The sequence below is a fragment of the Pseudomonas sp. HP_12 genome (genome assembly GCF_055283955.1).
On record NZ_JBTOQG010000012.1, the window covers coordinates 211,487 to 228,509 of the forward strand.

The following is a 17,023-nucleotide window of genomic DNA, read 5'->3' on the forward strand; positions in this document are numbered from 1 at the left end:
CGCTCCGCGTCACTCTGAGCTTGGCAGTTATCCTTCTACCTTATAAAAGATTCCCTGATCTTACCTGCCCGCTAAATGCATATTTTTTATAATTAGCTTAGCGCCAAATCGAATTTCACAGACCCCCGACTTCCCCCTATGTTGCTGACTCGCACCCGCGCCCTCCCCTTGGTGCAGGTTGTTCCATCAGCACGAGGAGTTGTCATGAGCGTCGAGTTCATCGGTTATATCGCGACCCAACCCGGGTCGGAGATTCATCCGCGCAGCGGGCCGGCGGTCCAGCCTGAGTATGTGGAGAAAGTCGCCCGTGCCCATGAAGAGGCGGGCTTTGATCGTGCACTGGTTGCCTACCATTCCAACAGCCCGGACAGTGCGTTCGTGGCGTCTTACGCGGCCAGCGTCACGACAACATTGAAGTTTCTCGTCGCACACCGTCCGGGTTTTATCTCACCCACCGTCGCCGCTCGGCAATTCGCCACGCTGGATGTGTTCACTGGCGGGCGGATTGCGGTGCACATCATTACAGGCGGCGATGATCAAGAGCTGCGCGCGGACGGCAGTTTCATTGGCAAGGATGAGCGTTACGCGCGCACGGACGAGTACCTCGGCGTGGTGCGCCAGGAATGGACGGCCGAGAAGCCGTTCGATCACCAGGGTGATTACTACCAGTTCGAGGGCGCTCACTCGCTGGTCAAGTCGCCGCAGCCGCATATTCCGCTGTATTTCGGGGGTGCCTCGCAGGCTGCGCTGGAAGTTGCGGGCAAGCATGCCGATGTCTATGCGCTGTGGGGCGAGACCTACGAGCAAGTCAGGGACATCGTCAAACAGGTGCGGGCCGAAGCCGCAAAACACGGCCGGACGGTACGTTTCAGCCTGTCGTTGCGGCCGATTCTGGCGGAGACGGAGGAAAAGGCCTGGGCGCGTGCGGACAATATTCTTGAGCGGGCGAAGGCACTGGCGCAGGCTTCAGGGTTTGAACGCCGAGAGCCGCCAAATGAAGGTTCGCGGCGTTTGCTGGAAGCCGCGGCCCAAGGTGCGCGTCTGGACAAACGCTTGTGGACCGGCATTGCCGGGCTGCTTGGCGCGAAAGGCAATTCCACCGCGTTGGTGGGCACCGCAGAGCAAGTGGCCGAAGCGCTGCTGGATTATTACGACTTGGGAATCACGACGTTCCTGATTCGCGGTTTTGATCCGCTGGAAGACGCAATCGATTACGGCAAAAAACTGATCCCGCTGACACGCGAATTGGTAGCGCGGCGTGAGCAGGAGAAGAACGAGAAAGTGGCGTAATCGCCGCCTGCGCGGCAGGCCTCATCAACACCCCATGCCAGGCGCGCCGCGTCACGGCGCGCCAGGATTCGACATCACGCCTGATAATCCGTCCCGTGCCGATCCAGTTCGCGGATCAGCGCGTTCCAGTGCCGTGTCACGCCCGGACCGGTGCCGCTTTTCAGGACTTTGGCCTGTTCTTCCACTTTCCTGACCACTTCCTCGGGCGGGAAGATCAATTCGGCATTGCCCGCCGCCTGCGCCGCGATCTGAATGTTGCACGCGTATTCGAGGTTGTGGAGCTGCTGAAACGCGTGCTCGACACTCACCCCTGCCGTGAGCAGACCGTGGTTGCGCAGGATCATCACGCTCTTGTCGCCCAGGTCCGCCACCAGGCGTTCACGCTCGCCGAGGTCCTGCGCGATGCCTTCGTAACCGTGGTACGCCACGCGCCCGGAGAACCCGAGGGAATGCTGGGAGATCAGCAACAGCCCGTTCTTCTGCGCGGACACGGCAATCCCGTCGCGGGTGTGGGTGTGCAGCACCGCCTGTAAATCAGGGCGCGCTGCATGGATGGCGCTGTGGATAACGTAGCCGGCGTTGTTGATGCCCAAGCCGGTCGGGTCATCGACGAGGGTGCCGTCGATGTCGACCTTGACCAGATTGGACGCGGTGATCTCGTCGAACAGCAAGCCAAAGGCGTTGATCAGGAAGTGCTCATCAGGCCCCGGCACGCGCGCGGAAAAGTGCGTGTAGATGTGGTCGGTCCAGCGTTTCAGGGCGGCGATCCGGTAAGCCGCCGCCAGTTTCACCCGCACCTCCCACTCTTCCGGGCTGACCCGATCACGCACGCTGCCGGCATTGACGGCGGTGCTGACGCCGGACTGAACGGGTAAAGAACTGACGTTGCTCATGCATGACTCCCTGGTGGTCTGTTTCAGACGTAATCGGGGCAGCCTATGCGCTGAGCAAACCATTTAGAAATCACATTTTCTTCTAAGCTAATTATCAGTATTTTTTATTATTAGACTGGGGCAGCCCTCAAGCCGCATCCCGCTCCTGCTTCAGCGATTGCGCCACCAGACCGCCGAAGGACGCCACCGGCGCCTGCAGATTGCCGAGGAAGCGTGGGTAGATCAGCCACAGGTCCATCACCGGCTTGAAATCCTTGAGCGGCATGACCGCCAGTGAATCGCGGTGGACGCTGCGTTCCAGCAGCGGACGCGGCACCAGACCCAGGCCCATACCATCGGCAACCAGCCCCAGTTGCAGCTCGGTGCCGAAGGTTTCCAGATTAACCTTCAGGCTTAACCCCTGATCAGCCAGCGTGCGTTGCAGTCCGGCGCGGAAACCGCAGCCATCGGGGTTGAGCACCCAGCCCAGCTCGTAGCAGTCCGCCAGCTTCACCGGCTTTTTCGGCAGCGCGCTCCTGGCGCACACCACCGCCAGCTCCATCTTGCCGATGGACTCGCCGACGATACCTTCAGGGAAGATCTTCCCGGCCGGGAACAGCGCCGCGGCCGCGTCCAGTTCGCCATTCTCGATTTTGCCGATCAGGTGGCTGCCCCAGCCAGTGATCACTTGGGCGCGCAGGTCGGGAAATTGCCCGCGCAGGTGTTTCAACGCATCCAGCAGCACGACGTCGCCGATGGTTTGCGGCACCCCCAGCCTGAGCAAACCGCTGGGCGGCGTGTCGCTGGCGACGAGTTCACGCAGAGAGTCCATTTCCCGCAGGATCGCCAGACACTTCTGATACACCTGCGTGCCCATTGGCGTCGGCTTGAGCGGTTTGGTGTTGCGGTCAAACAATTCGACGCCCAGCGCTTGCTCGAAATTCTGCATCCGGCGCGTGATGGCGGGTTGGGTCAGGTCGAGGGATTCAGCGGCATGGCTGATCGACTGGCAGCGAATGACCGCTACGAAAGCATCGATGTCATCAATTTTCATTCGGATCGCACATGGAATAAGAGAAACAAGATAGGCAAAAATCATAATGGCTATCGAAGGCGCTGGATAGCCTCACAACGGCCGGCACCCTGCGAGTCGGTTATCAACGACTTTTTGGTTATAACCTAATCATCAATAAATAGCATATTAGCCAGTCGCATTATGCTTATATTAAGCATCCCCTTCCGACCGGAGCCGATATGACTCACATCCGACACCCTGAACGACTCAGGGCCTTTATCGGCGCGTTGGCCGAGCTGATCGATAGCAACCCGGGGGAAGGCGACCTGCTCTCCCGGGGTGGCAAGCTGCTGGGGCAACTGGTCAGTCATGACGACTGGCTGCCGGATGAGTTCGCCGTGCCCGATCCGGCGCGCTATCAACAGTTTCTGTTGCACGCCGACTCACGGCAGCGGTTCTCGGTCGTCAGCTTCGTGTGGGGGCCGGGCCAGAGCACGCCGATTCATGATCATCGCGTCTGGGGCTTGATCGGTATGCTGCGCGGCGCCGAGTATTCCCAGGGGTTCGCCCGCAGCGCCGATGGCCGACTCGAACAGGAAGGCCGGGCGATCCGCCTGGAGCCCGGTCATGTCGAGGCACTATCGCCGCGCAGCAACGACATTCATCAGGTCAGCAACGCCTTCGACGACCAGGTGTCGATCAGTATTCATGTCTACGGCGCCAACATCGGCGCCGTGAAGCGCGCTGTTTACCAGCCCGATGGCAGCGAAAAGCTGTTCATCTCCGGCTATTCCAACGCTTTTCTCCCGAACATCTGGGACCTGTCCAAAGAGAACCAAGCCCAATGAGCCATGACACCCGTTCATACGCCGACATCCGCCGCGCCCTGCTCGCCCATGAAGAGGTCGCGCTGGTGGATGTGCGCGAAGAAGCCCCGTTCGCCGAAGCTCACCCGCTGTTCGCCGCCAACATCCCGTTGTCGAAACTGGAGCTGGAAGTGCTCGCGCGCATCCCACGTCGCGATACCGCTGTCACCGTTTATGACAACGGCGAAGGTCTGGCCGAACGCGCCTTGAAGCGTTTTCAGGACCTGGGTTACAGCGACGTCAAGCTGCTTGAAGGCGGGTTGCAGGGCTGGCGCAACGCTGGCGGCGAGGTATTCATTGACGTCAACGTGCCAAGCAAGGCGTTCGGCGAACTGGTGGAGCACCATCGCCACACGCCGTCTTTGGCCGCCGAGGAGGTCAAGCAGTTGCTCGACGCCAAGGCCGACGTGGTGGTGCTGGATGCGCGGCGGTTCGATGAATACCAGACCATGAGCATTCCCACCGGCGTCAGCGTGCCCGGCGCCGAACTGGTGCTGCGTGCCCGTGAGCTGGCGCCCGATCCCAATACCCGGATCATCGTCAATTGCGCCGGCCGTACGCGCAGCATCATCGGCACCCAGTCGCTGGTCAACGCGGGCCTGCCCAACCCGATTTCCGCCCTGCGCAATGGCACCATCGGCTGGCTGCTGGCCGGGCAGACCCTGGATCACGGGCAATCCCGGCGCTTCCCGCAAGTCACTGAAGCGACCCGGGAAGTTGCTCGGGCGGATGCGCGCAACGTGGCGGACAAAGCACGAGTGAAACGCGGCAGCCGGGCGGACTTGCCGGTCTGGCAGGCAGAGACGACTCGCACGACGTACCTGTTCGATGTGCGCACGCCGGAAGAATTCGAAGCCGGTCACGTGCCGGGGGCGCGTTCGACGCCGGGCGGCCAACTGGTGCAGGAGACTGACCATTACGCCAGCGTGCGCGGCGCACGAATTGTTTTGCTCGACGACGACGGCGTGCGCGCGAACATGTCGGCTTCGTGGCTCGCGCAGCTCGGCTGGGAGGTGTTCGTGGTGGACGACCTGGGCCCTGAGGATTTCAGCGAAAAAGGCGGCTGGAACGCGCCGAGTCCGCCCGCGCCGCAGGTCGAGGAGATCAGCGCCGAAACACTGCGCCAGTGGCGCGAACACGGTGGCGTGGCGGTGCTGGATTTCACCGCCAGCGCCAACTACGTCAAGCAGCATATTCCGGGTGCCTGGTGGACGCTGCGAGCCGACCTTGCCAGCGCGCTGCAGAACATTCCGGTCGTCGAGCGTTACGTGCTGACCTGTGGCAGCAGCAAACTGGCGCGCCTGGCTGTGTCTGAGGTCGAAGCGCTAACGGGCAAGCCGGTGTTTGTGCTCAAGGACGGCACCGCCAGTTGGGTCGCGGCGGGGTTAGAGCTTGAGCACGGCGAAAGCCATCTGGCCTCCCCGCGCATTGATCGCTATCGCCGGCCTTATGAAGGCACTGATGCGCCGCGTGAGGCGATGCAGGCGTATCTGGATTGGGAGTACGGATTGGTCGAGCAGTTGGGCCGCGACGGGACCCACGGGTTTAATGTGATCTGAGCCGCCGCATGACGGCTGGCCCCCGTCGCGCGGACGACGCCAGCCCCTGTGGAAGTGAGCGTGTATACAGAGATGGTGTTCCAGCCGCTGAAGATTCAGCGCGTGTGCCCGCCACCTCGTGGGCAACCGCTCCTGCACAAAAAGCATCGCCCCAAAATTAGTTATGCATTAATTTAATAATTATGATCTACATCATCACACAAATACATAATTAGCATATAACCAAAAGATACTTCTATTCCGTTTCTTATAGGCTTAAGGTCAATCCCCTTGCCGACCCCTTCTCCAGGCGGAGGCCGAGAATCCACATCCACGCCTGGAGACACGCACCATGTCCGCCCCTTTCACTCCCCTGCTCCGCGTCCGACACGTGATACTCGGCGCACTGCTCGCATTCTCATTCAGCCAAATCACACAGGCCGCCCAGCCACTCCAGCCGCTGCTCGTCGCTAACCAGAAGTCCGCGCTGAAGGTGCTGCTGGAGGTGTCCGGCGAGCTCAAGGACGTGCCCTACGAGATCAAGTTCTCCGAATTCCCTTCGGCGTCGCCATTGGGCGAAGCACTGAACGCAGGGGCCGTTGACGTTGGCGCACTGGGCGACGCGCCGTATGTCTTTGCGCTGGGCGCGGGTGCCGCGTTGAAGGTCATCAGCATCACCCACGTCAGCGGCCGCTACACCACCGCATTGATCGTACGCAACGACTCGCCGATCAAGTCGGTTGCCGACCTCAAGGGCAAGCGCATCGTCACCGGGCGCGGCTCCATCGGCCATTACCTGGCCATCCGCGCGCTGAACGAAGCAGGACTGAAGACCAGCGACGTGAATTTCGTCTACCTGCTGCCCAGCGAGTCGCGGCTGATCCTCGACAACGGCGATGCTGACGCCTGGGCCACCTGGGCGCCCTACACCACCGTTGCCACGCAGAACGGCGCGCGCATTCTGCCCAACGACCCGGACTTGCTGACCAATCATTCCTACCTCGCTGCGACCAGCAAGGCCATCGCCGACAAGCGCGTGCAACTGGACGACTTCGTGGTGCGCCTCGACCGCGCCTACCGCTGGGCCAACGCCCATCCCGCCGAATACGCCGCCGCCCAGACCAAAGTCACCGGGCTGCCACTGGCCGTGCACCTGGCGGTCAACCAGGACACCAAAATGGAACGCGTGAGCATCGAAGACGGCGTCATCAAGGGCTTGCAGAACACGGCGGACATCTACCAGCGCGAAGGCATCCTGAATAAGCACGTCGACGTGTCCCACGTCTTCGATGCGCATTTCAACGCCATCCGCCTGGCCGCCGAGCAATCAGCCGAGCAAGCCGCCCACCAAAACAATCCCCAAGCTGCGCGCTAAGCGCTCGACTCAGGAGCACACATCATGAGCAAGCCTCGTCAACTCAAATTCGGTGCCATGGTTCACGGCGTAGGCCACGGTTGGGGCGAGTGGCGCCACCCGGACGCACAGGCCGACGCCAGCACCAACGTCGACTGGTATAAAGGCCAGGCCCGACTGGCTGAAGACGCGAAATTCGACTTCGTGTTCATCGCCGACAGCCTGCACATCCACGCGAACTCCAGCCCGCACTACCTCAACCGTTTCGAGCCACTGACCATTCTCTCGGCGCTGGCGGCGACGACATCAAAGATCGGCCTGGTGGCCACCGTGACCGTCAGCTACACCGAACCCTTTCAAGTGGCGCGGCAGATCTCTTCCCTGGACCACATCAGCGGCGGCCGCGCCGGCTGGAACGTCGTCACCTCATGGCTCAGCGGCACCGCCGAAAACTTCAGCAAGAGCGAGCATCCGCCCCACGCCGTGCGCTATCGCATTGCCAGGGAGCACGTGTCGGCGGTCAAAGGGCTGTGGGATTCCTGGGAGGACGACGCCTTCACCCGCAACAAGCAGACGGGTGAGTTTTTCGACCGCAGCAAGCTGCACGCCTTGAACCACGCGGGCGACTTCTTTCAGGTCAAAGGCCCGCTGAACATCGCCCGCTCACGCCAGGGTCAGCCGGTGCTGTTTCAGGCAGGGACTTCCGAGGACGGGCGCAACTTCGCTGCAGAGTATTCCGATGCGATTTTCGTCCACGCCGAGTCCCTGGAAGAGACTCAAGCGTATTACGCCGACCTCAAGCGCCGCGCGGTCGGCTTTGGGCGCAACCCGGATGACCTGTCGATTTTGCCGGGCATTCGCCCGATCTTGGGTCGCGACGCCGAAGAGGTTGAGCAGCGTTATCAGCAAGCGGTGGAACTGGTGAGCATCGAAGACGCTATCGTTGCGCTGGGCCGGCCGTTCAACGATCACGACTTCCGCCAATACCCGCTGGATGCGCCGTTTCCGGACCTGGGCGATCTCGGCGCCAACAGCCAGAAAGGCGGTTCGGATCGGATCAAGCAGCAGGCCAGGGAGCAGAACCTGACCCTGCGTCAGGTTGCGCTGGATTTCTCCCGCCCCCGCCGCGAGTTCGTCGGCACGCCCGAACAGGTCGCCGACCAGATTCAGCACTGGTTCGAGAACGGCGCCAGTGATGGCTTCATCATCAATTCGCTGTTGCCTGATGGGCTGAAATACTTCACCGAGTTGGTGATTCCGGTCCTGCAGCAACGCGGCCTGCAACGCAGTGATTACACCGGCTCGACCCTGCGCGAACACTTTGGTCTGGAGTTTCCCGTCAATCGTCATACCGCCGCGCGGTTGGCAGCGGCTGCGAAGGTCACGGACGCTGAAAAATCGCAGGTCCCGGCATGAGCGCAGGATTGAATCGGCAGCCTGATGCTTCAGCTGATGCCGAGACCGAGGCGGCCTTTGTGGCGCGTTTGCAGGGGATCACCGAGCGGCTGGCCGAGACCGCGCAGCACTACGATGAAACGGCTGAATTCCCACACGAGAATTTCCGTTTGCTGCACGAGCAAGGTCTGCTCGGGCTGACGGTCGAAGGCGCGCTGGGGGGCGGTGATGCGGATCTTAAGCGGGCACAGCAAGTGATCAGCGCGGTGGCGCGCGGCGAGCCCTCCACTGCGCTGATTCTGGTGATGCAGTACATCCAGCACGCACGCATTCGGGAGGTCAAAAACTGGCCCGAGCATTTATACCGACGGGTCGCGCTGGACGCGGTGCATAAAGGTGCGCTGATCAACGCGCTGCGGGTCGAGCCGGACTTGGGCTCGCCTTCTCGCGGCGGGCTGCCGGCGACGATTGCGCGCAGGACGGCGGAAGGCTGGCGGATCAGCGGTCGGAAGATTTACTCGACGGGGAGCCACGGCCTGACCTGGTTTAACGTTTGGGCGCGCAGCGATGACGCGGATCCGCTGGTCGGGGTGTGGCTGGTGCGCAAGGACAGCCCGGGCGTGAGCATCATCGAGGACTGGGATCATTTGGGCATGCGCGCGACCTCCAGCCACGAGGTGATTTTCGACGACGTGCTGGTGCCGCTGGATCATAGGGTCAACACCAGCCCGGCGAGTTCGCCGCAGCCTGAATTGGATGCAACAGGGTTGCTGTGGATGTCGGTGTTGTTGTCTTCGGTGTACGACGGCATTGCGCAATCGGCGCGGGACTGGCTGGTGAATTTTCTGGAGCAGCGCACGCCGTCCAACCTGGGGACCTCGCTGTCGACGTTGCCGCGCTTTCAAGAAGTACTCGGCCATATCGACACCTTGTTGTTCGCCAACCGGACACTGCTGGAATCGGCGACTCATGGGCTGACGCCGGCCAGTCATGGGGCGCAGATCAAATACCTGGTGACCAGCAACGCCATTCGCGCGGTTGAACTGGCGATTGAAGCCACCGGCAACCCCGGCCTGTCCCGCAGTAACCCGCTGCAACGGCATTACCGCAACGTCGTCTGCGGCCGAGTGCACACGCCACAGAATGACGTGGTGTTGCAGGGGGTGGGCAAGGCCGTGTTTGCCGGGCGAGCAGTCAGGCAGTAAGTAGCGCCGCATTCCACAGTAGGACCGGCTTCAGCCGGGAAGAGGCCAGTTGCGACACCCTCAATCTTGCAGCGTCATGTCCAACGTCTTCCCGGCTAAAGCCAGTCCTACGTTCGCCGATCAAGCCAGCATTTCAGGCGGCTCGAACGCGGTGATCGGCGGTACTTCGCCGTGCCACTTTTCAACGTCAACCGTCACTGTCTGCGCCGAGCAGCCCTGAGACAGACTCGAAGACCCAATGTCTTCAGTCAGCACATTCGGGTTGCCGTGCTTCTCCAGGCTGTTCGGCTGACCCTTCACCAGCGGATCAAACCAGGCCCCCGTGGCGATCTGTACCACGCCCGGGCGAATGTCGTCGGACACAATCACCCCGGCCAGAAAAGCACCTCGATCGTTGAACACCCTGACCACATCCCCCTCGGCAATCCCGCGCGCCAAGGCGTCCTGCCGGTTGATCGTCAACGGCTCCCGCCCCTGAATTTTCGAGGACTGGCTGTACGCGCCGTGGTCATACTGACTGTGCAGGCGCGTCTTCGGCTGGTTCGACAGTAGATGCAGGGGGAGCGGCTGGGCGGGTTTGTCCAGCCAAACGGGATGGCCGGGGCAGTCGGCATAGCCAAAGCCTGCGATCGTCTCACTGAAAATCTCGATCCTGCCCGACGGCGTCTGCAGCGGATTCCCCTGGGGATCATCCTGAAAGGCCTTGAGCAGCACAGTATCGTCTGCCGGGTAATCCACTTCGAACACGCCCTTGCGCCAGAACTCCTCAAAATCCGGCAGCTCGATGGCAAAGCTTCCGGCACGTGGTCGCGACTCTTCATACAGCAAGCGCAGCCATTGCCCGGCATCACGGCCCTCAGTAAACACCTGCTCGCAGTCGAGCCGACGGGACAGCCCGGCGAAGATCGCATAATCGTCCCGCGCCTCCCCCACCGGCTCGATCACCTTGTGCATGGCGATCATGAAGCGGTCGGACGCCGCGCTACCGATGTCATCACGCTCCAGCGCAGTGGTCGCAGGCAGCACAATGTCCGCGTGTTTGGCCTGAGCGGTCCAGAACTGCTCGTGAACGATGATGGTTTCCGGACGCTGCCAGCCCTGCAGCAGTCGATTGATGTCCTGGTGATGATGAAAAATGTTGCCGCCGGCCCAGTACACCAGTCGGACGTCCGGGTAGTGATAACCCTTGCCGTTGTAATCGAACGCCTCGCCGGGATTGAGCAGCATGTCAGTGACCCGCGCCACCGGAATGAAATCCTTGACCGGGTTCACGCCCTGGGAAAAGCGCGGCCCGGAAAACGCCTTGCGCCCGCTGCCGGTGTTGTTCATGCAGCCATAACCCAGCCCGAAGCCGCCGCCGGGCAGACCGATCTGACCAAGCATCGCCGCCAACGTCACGGTCATCCAGAACGGTTGCTCGCCAAACTGTGCCCGCTGCAGCGAATAGGCGACGTTGATCATCGTGCGCTTGCCGGCCATCTCCCGCGCCAGGCTGACGATCCGTTGCGCCGGAATATCCGTCAGCGCTGCCGCCCACTCCGGCGTCTTCGCCACGCCATCTACCGCGCCGAGCACATATTCGATGAAGCGCTCATGCCCCACCGTATAACGACGCAGAAAATCTACGTTGTGCAGTCCTTCGTCCACCAGCACCCAGCACAGCGCCATCATCAGCGCGGTGTCGGTGCCGGGCCGCACGGCAAGCCATTCATTGCGCTGCGGTCCGGTTAAATCGTCACGCAACGGGCTGACATTGACGAACTGCACGCCAGCGTCCGACATCCTGCGAATGCCGTTGCTGACCAGATGATCGCTGGCACCCCCGGGGCTGCATTGCGCGTTCTTCAACGGCAACCCGCCAAACGCGACGAACAGCTCGCAATGCTCCGCCAGATTCTGCCAGGAGGTGTGGGCCGCCAGCAGCCAGTCCATGTTGCCGACGATGTGCGGCATCAGCACCCGGCCGGCGCCGAGGCTGTAACTGTCGACGCTGTAGACGTAGCCGCCGCAGCTGTTGAGGAAACGGTGCAACTGGCTTTGCGCATGATGAAACCGCCCCGCGCTGCCCCAGCCGTAACTGCCGCCGAATATCGCTTTGTTGCCATGCTCACTCTTTACCCGCGACAACTCGGTGGCGACCAGATCCAGCGCAACATCCCACGGCACCTCGACGAAGGCTTCGTGGCCGCGCAAGTGCGGGTTGCGCAGGGCCGGATGATCGTCGAAGCGCTCGAGAAAACTGCGGCGCACGGCCGGCCGACGGATACGCGTGGCCGAGTCGATTGCCCCGGGAATAGACGAACCAATCGGCGAAGGGTCCGCGTCCCACTCCACCGGATCCATGGCCTGAAGCCGTCCGTCAACAACCCGCGGACGGTAAGCGCCCCAATGCAACGAGGTGAAACTCATGGGTCAATGCTCCAGCAAGTGGGCCTGTGCGGTGACTGCCGTGATCGATCAACGCGCCGCTTGTGCCGACGCGTCAGCCCCGGCGTCAAGCGCAGCGGCAAAGGAGTCGTCGAACACAGTGCCAGCCGGATAGGACTTCGTCAGCCCCGCAGCGTTGAAAAAGTCGATGGTCTGCTGCGCCTGGGTAATGACCTGGGGTGAAATCGGCAGCACCACCGTCGCCGAACGCTCGAACCAGCCCCGCGCCACCGCGGGATCGGCCTTGGACAGGACCGCCCACGCATTAGCGTACGTGTCGGTGTTCTGCTTGTTGGCGACCGACCAGGCCCGAGCTTTTTGCAGGCGCTGGAGGAAGTCGGTGATTTCCGGGCGCTTGTCTTTGATCGAGCGGTCATTGGCGACGACAAAGCTCTGCGCCGGGATCAGGTTTTGCGCGGTGGTGATCACCCGCCCGCCCTGGCGCTCCTGCTGAATCACGTAGGGATCCCACGTGGCGATGGCGTCAACCGAACCACCGTCCAGAGCATGGGAAGCGTCCAGCGCACTCAAATATCGATACTCCACCGCATCCCGCGCGATGCCGGCCTTGTCCAGCGCAGTCAGCATCAATTGCTGGCTCCACGAACCCTTCCAGATCGCCACCCGCTTGCCTTTAAGGTCGGCCACCGATTTGATCGGCGAATCCTTGCCCACCACGATCGCCACCCCCGCCAGGTTCTGCCGTGAAACGCCAATCACCTTGATGGGCGCCCCCCAACGCGCCGAGAAACAACACCGGCGCATCACCCAGCAAGCCGACGTCGAGACTGCCGGCATTCAGCGCTTCCGCGACGGGCGAGCCGGCGGTGAACTGCTTCCATTCCAGCGTGTAGGGCAAATCGTTGAGAACGCCAGCGGCTTCCATGACGGTTCGGGCGCCATAGCTTTGATCGCCCACCACCAGTTCTGCGGCATGCACCGCGCTGAGTGAGCTGGTGAATAGAAGAAGGGATAACACAGGACGCAACAGAAGGGATTTGATCGACACAGGCAATCTCCGGGGAGGCTCCATCGGAACCGGATCATGAAATGAACGCCGGTCCGCCTGTGCGGTAGCCGATTCTTGGGCCTGCGCCGGGTGAAGCAGCGTCAGGGATCAGAACCATAGCATCGAAGGTTATATTAATTAAATTCAATATAGTTATATGTAAATATGCGGAAGGTGCAGGAAACCGCGAAAGTGCGTGAGCTTGATAAACCTAACGATTTTGCTTGAAGAGGTACGTATTGCATCGCTCGCCCATCATCCCGAACTAGGCGAATACGGGCCAATGGCATAGTATGCCAACATTCAATGAGCTCACATTTCTCAACCTGGAGCGGACTATGGCTACGCGTAACGTTGTACTGACCACGCATCAGGAACAGGTAATTCACGAACTGGTCCAATCCGGGCGGTACCAAAATGCCAGCGAAGTAATGCGCGAAGGACTGCGGCTGCTGGAACAGCGAATCGCTGAAGATACGGCAAAAGTTGAGGCCCTTCGCCAAGCCACCTCGATCGGCTTGATGGACCTTGAGCAGGGTCGCTTCACCGAACTCTACGAAGGCGACCTCAAGCAGTACCTCGAAGATTTGAGCGTTGAGGCAAATGTCGCCACACGCGCGAAGAACTGAGCATGTCGCACTATCGTATATCCAGCGCAGCGCGCGCCGACATCATCGACACTCTCAAGCACTCTGAGGCGCAGTTTGGCGACCAAGCACGACAACGCTATCAAGCGCTGATCCTTGAAGCGCTGCAGCTCATCGCTAACGCGCCCCACCGCATCGGCAGCTGTCAGCGGGATGAACTTGCACCGGGTCTTCGCAGCTTCCACCTCACTTACGCTCGCCAGCATGCCAGGCACATCCATGGTCCAGTCAAAAGCCCGAGACATCTCGTGTTGTATCGTGTGGCTAAAGACGAAGCAATTGAGGTCGTCAGGCTGCTTCATGACGCTATGGAAGTGGAGTTGCATGTGCCACGAGCCTGATCCACTGCCCGCCAAAGCTGCGCACTTGCTCACTCGCCGAAAATGAGGACGCTGCCTGCGCCACTTTAAGAGAGCTTATTTTCTTCAAATCCCGGACAAACAAAAACGCCGCTCTGTTGAGCGGCGTTTTTGAGAATTTGGAGCGGGAAACGAGACTCGAACTCGCGACCCCGACCTTGGCAAGGTCGTGCTCTACCAACTGAGCTATTCCCGCAAATGGCGTCCCCTAGGGGACTCGAACCCCTGTTACCGCCGTGAAAGGGCGGTGTCCTAGGCCACTAGACGAAGGGGACACAGCCTGGAAACACCATGGTGTTGTGTTCCAGTTCCAGAAACACATCCGAAGACGCTTTCTGGTTTCACTCAACTTCGCCCGAAAGCAAAGCTGCTTAAAAATGGAGCGGGAAACGAGACTCGAACTCGCGACCCCGACCTTGGCAAGGTCGTGCTCTACCAACTGAGCTATTCCCGCAATGGCGTCCCCTAGGGGACTCGAACCCCTGTTACCGCCGTGAAAGGGCGGTGTCCTAGGCCACTAGACGAAGGGGACACGCTACAACATTCACTCCCTGCTACGCTCTGCTGTGTGCTTTACGCTGCAAGTGGCGCGCATTCTATGGATGGATATAGGGGTCGTCAACCCCTCAGTGAAAATATATTCAAATCAATGACTTCGCCCTCTATTTAGGCAATGAACGGCCGATACACACGTGTCAGCCGCCATGGGGAATATCAGGCGGAGTGACAGGACCACCTTCCCGCGATAGTGGATAGCCACTACACTCGCGCAAATTACTTGACTGAGGCTTGTGCGGTGACACCACTCTTTATCACCTTCTTGGTTGTAGCAGGCATCGTGCTCCTCATTGCGGTGGGCTATCTGAATCATGTCGCAGAAGGCAAAAAGGTCGAGCGCGCGCGAAGCATGGTCGAGCTCAATGATCGGTTGCGTCGCTGCAGCGAGCTGTCGGAAACCTTCCCCGGTCAGCTGATGACACCGGCGCTCAAGCTGCTGCTGGTGCGCCTGGAGCTGAACGTGGTCAAGCGCCTGCTCGCTCTGGAAAAAAGGAACAACCCGAACCTTCAGGAACGCCAGGCTGAACTGGAAGCGCTGGTGGCCCAGGGTGACGCGATCACGGTCAGCAACCCGGCGAGCCCGATTCAGACCGAAGCCAAGGCCAAGGACGTGCGCTTTCTGTTAGAAGCCATGCACGGCCAGGTCACGCGAGCGGCCCACGATGGTTTCCTGCAAACGGCTGAAGCCAAGCACTGGATTCGCGAGATCCGCAATTTGCTGGTGCTGCTGCACATCGAGTTCTTCAACAACCTGGGCCAGCACGCGATGAGTCAGGAGCAGCCTGGCCAAGCCCGTCTGGCCTTCGAGCGTGGCGTTCAATACCTGAAAAATCAGCCTGAGCCCGCGCCGTGGAAAGCCCACTTGCAGGCCATGGAACGGCAACTGGCCAAGGCCAACTCCATGGTGCTGGACACCATCGCACCGACTGAAGACGACAATAACGAGCTGACCGAAGGCTTGAAGGTCGTGGACGCCGACGCCGAGTGGAAAAAGAAAGCTATCTACGACTGATGGCTGATGCCTGACGCCCCGCGCAACACGGTGCGTCAGGACCTCATCTCAGCAATCGGTTGATTCCAGGAAAATCGCCGCCAGCCGCTCAATCCCCGCCTGATCTTCCTCGCTGAAGCGTCCGACACTCGGGCTGTCCAGATCCAGAACGCCAATCAGCTTTCCGTCCTTTATCAAAGGCACCACCACCTCGCTATTGGAAGCACTGTCGCAGGCGATGTGTCCGGGAAACTCATGGACATCGTGCACGCGCTGGGTTTCGCGGCTCTGTGCCGCCGTGCCGCAGACGCCCTTGCCGAACGGAATGCGCACACAGGCGATCTGGCCCTGGAACGGACCCAGCACCAGCTCTTCGTTGCGATTGAGGTAGAAGCCTGCCCAGTTCAAGTCGTCGAGCTGGCTATAAAGGAAGGCCGAAAACTGCGCCGCGTTGGCGATGAAGTCGCGCTCGTCGGCCAGCAGGGATTCCAGTTGTGCAGCCAGCAGGCGGTAGCCATCAAGGCCCTCCCCTGCGGAATTCAAATCGATCATGCGTCTTGCTCCAGCATTTTCAAACCTACCCAATAACGGGCGAACTGATACGCGCAACGACCGTTGCGGTTGCCACGGCCGGTCGCCCAGCGCACGGCGTGGATCTCAAGCGCTTCATCGCGTTGCCATTGCAGGCCGGCCTTGGTCGCCAGTTCGCCAATCCAGTGTTCCACCACATCCAGGAAATGCTCCTGGGTGAAGGGATAGAACGAAAGCCAGAGGCCGAAACGGTCCGACAACGCAATTTTGTCCTCGACCGCTTCGCTCGGGTGAATCTCGCCGTCGTCACCACGCTGCCAGTGAGCGTTATCGCTCTCCTTCTCCGGCACCAGATGACGGCGGTTGGACGTGGCGTACAGCAGGACGTTGTCCGGCGCTTGCTCCAGCGAACCGTCGAGCACGCTTTTGAGCACCCGGTAGTCGCCTTCACCGGATTCGAACGACAGGTCATCGCAGAACAGTACGAAGCGCTGGGGCAACTTCTGCAGTTGCTCGACCACACGCGGCAGATCGCCCAGATGATCGCGCTCGATCTCGATCAGGCGCAGGCCGGCTTTGGCGTGCTCGGCCAGCAAGGCGCGGACCAGCGACGACTTGCCCGTGCCACGGGATCCCCAGAGCAGCGCATGGTTGGCAGGCAGGCCGTCGATAAACTGCTGGGTATTGCGGCCCAGTTGCTCGCGCTGGCGGTCGACGCCGATGAGGTCGGACAGGCGCATGTCCAGCGTGACTTCCAGCGGCATCAGGTAACCGCCGCGGCCTTCGTGCACCCAGCGCGCGGCCAGCGTCGTCTCCCAATCGACGGGCTGACGCACCGCCGGCAACAGAGGTTCGAGACGCGCCAGTACCGACTCGGCGCGTTCCAGAAATGCGTTCAATCGAGAATCCACGGTTTCTCCTTGATTTAACGGGTTAACGCCCGGCCGCGATCAGCTATGCTTGCCA

At 61.0% G+C, this 17,023-nt stretch carries 14 protein-coding genes, 4 tRNA genes and 1 pseudogene; 9 read left to right on the forward strand and 10 right to left on the reverse strand.

Going from position 1 to position 17,023, the window contains the following annotated elements:
* Nucleotides 1-204 precede the first annotated feature (204 nt).
* The gene (locus ACYASU_RS10935) at nucleotides 205-1,290 is read left to right on the forward strand and encodes an LLM class flavin-dependent oxidoreductase (RefSeq protein WP_463582804.1); all 1,086 of its coding nucleotides are present in this window, start codon (nucleotides 205-207) and stop codon (nucleotides 1,288-1,290) included.
* Between the two features lie 74 nt (nucleotides 1,291-1,364).
* Here the strand turns inward: ACYASU_RS10935 and ACYASU_RS10940 are convergent, their stop codons facing one another.
* Together ACYASU_RS10940 and ACYASU_RS10945 are read right to left on the reverse strand one after the other, a co-directional pair.
* Nucleotides 1,365-2,183, reverse strand: coding sequence for a class II aldolase/adducin family protein (locus ACYASU_RS10940; RefSeq protein WP_423572768.1), 819 nt, complete (start codon nucleotides 2,181-2,183; stop codon nucleotides 1,365-1,367).
* A gap of 127 nt (nucleotides 2,184-2,310) precedes the next feature.
* Nucleotides 2,311-3,216, reverse strand: coding sequence for a LysR family transcriptional regulator (locus ACYASU_RS10945; protein ID WP_463582805.1), 906 nt, complete (start codon nucleotides 3,214-3,216; stop codon nucleotides 2,311-2,313).
* Between the two features lie 200 nt (nucleotides 3,217-3,416).
* On the opposite strand from ACYASU_RS10945, the gene ACYASU_RS10950 reads away from it, so the two are divergent.
* From ACYASU_RS10950 to ACYASU_RS10970, 5 genes are all read left to right on the forward strand, one after another.
* Nucleotides 3,417-4,025, forward strand: coding sequence for a cysteine dioxygenase family protein (locus ACYASU_RS10950; RefSeq protein WP_463582806.1), 609 nt, complete (start codon nucleotides 3,417-3,419; stop codon nucleotides 4,023-4,025).
* Nucleotides 4,022-5,602 carry a rhodanese-related sulfurtransferase gene (locus ACYASU_RS10955; RefSeq protein ID WP_463582807.1) on the forward strand — a complete coding sequence of 527 codons (1,581 nt, stop codon included), beginning with the start codon at nucleotides 4,022-4,024 and terminating at the stop codon, nucleotides 5,600-5,602. The genes ACYASU_RS10950 and ACYASU_RS10955 overlap by 4 nt, the downstream gene beginning before the upstream one ends.
* A 331-nt stretch (nucleotides 5,603-5,933) precedes the next feature.
* Complete coding sequence (locus ACYASU_RS10960) at nucleotides 5,934-6,956, forward strand: ABC transporter substrate-binding protein (RefSeq protein ID WP_463582808.1); 1,023 nt, start codon at nucleotides 5,934-5,936, stop codon at nucleotides 6,954-6,956.
* A 24-nt stretch (nucleotides 6,957-6,980) separates the two neighbouring features.
* The gene (locus ACYASU_RS10965; RefSeq protein WP_463582809.1) at nucleotides 6,981-8,351 is read left to right on the forward strand and encodes an LLM class flavin-dependent oxidoreductase; all 1,371 of its coding nucleotides are present in this window, start codon (nucleotides 6,981-6,983) and stop codon (nucleotides 8,349-8,351) included.
* Complete coding sequence (locus ACYASU_RS10970) at nucleotides 8,348-9,535, forward strand: acyl-CoA dehydrogenase family protein (protein WP_463582810.1); 1,188 nt, start codon at nucleotides 8,348-8,350, stop codon at nucleotides 9,533-9,535. Before ACYASU_RS10965 ends, ACYASU_RS10970 begins: the two co-directional genes overlap by 4 nt.
* A 120-nt stretch (nucleotides 9,536-9,655) precedes the next feature.
* Here the strand turns inward: ACYASU_RS10970 and ACYASU_RS10975 are convergent, their stop codons facing one another.
* Together ACYASU_RS10975 and ACYASU_RS10980 are read right to left on the reverse strand one after the other, a co-directional pair.
* Entirely contained in the window at nucleotides 9,656-11,944 is a 2,289-nt protein-coding gene (locus ACYASU_RS10975) for a molybdopterin guanine dinucleotide-containing S/N-oxide reductase (protein ID WP_463582811.1), read from the reverse strand.
* A 48-nt stretch (nucleotides 11,945-11,992) separates the two neighbouring features.
* Nucleotides 11,993-12,995, reverse strand: a pseudogene (locus tag ACYASU_RS10980) (ABC transporter substrate-binding protein).
* Between the two features lie 314 nt (nucleotides 12,996-13,309).
* Here ACYASU_RS10980 and ACYASU_RS10985 point away from each other — a divergent pair.
* The gene (locus tag ACYASU_RS10985) at nucleotides 13,310-13,600 is read left to right on the forward strand and encodes a type II toxin-antitoxin system ParD family antitoxin (RefSeq protein ID WP_192172763.1); all 291 of its coding nucleotides are present in this window, start codon (nucleotides 13,310-13,312) and stop codon (nucleotides 13,598-13,600) included.
* 2 nt (nucleotides 13,601-13,602) lie between these two features.
* Nucleotides 13,603-13,959 (forward strand): type II toxin-antitoxin system RelE/ParE family toxin, encoded by a 357-nt coding sequence (locus tag ACYASU_RS10990; RefSeq protein ID WP_463582812.1) that lies wholly within the window; start codon nucleotides 13,603-13,605, stop codon nucleotides 13,957-13,959.
* A 138-nt stretch (nucleotides 13,960-14,097) separates the two neighbouring features.
* On the opposite strand, the gene ACYASU_RS10995 is transcribed toward ACYASU_RS10990, so the two are convergent.
* From ACYASU_RS10995 to ACYASU_RS11010, 4 genes are all read right to left on the reverse strand, one after another.
* Nucleotides 14,098-14,173, reverse strand: a tRNA-Gly gene (locus ACYASU_RS10995).
* A 3-nt stretch (nucleotides 14,174-14,176) separates the two neighbouring features.
* Nucleotides 14,177-14,252 (reverse strand) — tRNA-Glu (locus ACYASU_RS11000).
* A 103-nt stretch (nucleotides 14,253-14,355) separates the two neighbouring features.
* Nucleotides 14,356-14,431, reverse strand: a tRNA-Gly gene (locus ACYASU_RS11005).
* A 2-nt stretch (nucleotides 14,432-14,433) separates the two neighbouring features.
* A tRNA-Glu gene (locus ACYASU_RS11010) sits at nucleotides 14,434-14,509 on the reverse strand.
* A 264-nt stretch (nucleotides 14,510-14,773) separates the two neighbouring features.
* On the opposite strand from ACYASU_RS11010, the gene ACYASU_RS11015 reads away from it, so the two are divergent.
* A complete protein-coding gene (locus ACYASU_RS11015) occupies nucleotides 14,774-15,547 on the forward strand; it encodes a hypothetical protein (RefSeq protein WP_192172765.1) in 774 nt (257 codons plus the stop codon).
* 48 nt (nucleotides 15,548-15,595) lie between these two features.
* Here ACYASU_RS11015 and ACYASU_RS11020 read toward each other — a convergent pair whose 3' ends face one another.
* Both ACYASU_RS11020 and ACYASU_RS11025 read right to left on the reverse strand, forming a co-directional pair.
* Nucleotides 15,596-16,078 (reverse strand): GAF domain-containing protein, encoded by a 483-nt coding sequence (locus ACYASU_RS11020; RefSeq protein ID WP_282367377.1) that lies wholly within the window; start codon nucleotides 16,076-16,078, stop codon nucleotides 15,596-15,598.
* Nucleotides 16,075-16,968, reverse strand: a complete 894-nt coding sequence (locus ACYASU_RS11025) for an ATP-binding protein (protein WP_282367379.1) — start codon at nucleotides 16,966-16,968, stop codon at nucleotides 16,075-16,077. Before ACYASU_RS11025 ends, ACYASU_RS11020 begins: the two co-directional genes overlap by 4 nt.
* Nucleotides 16,969-17,023 lie beyond the last annotated feature (55 nt).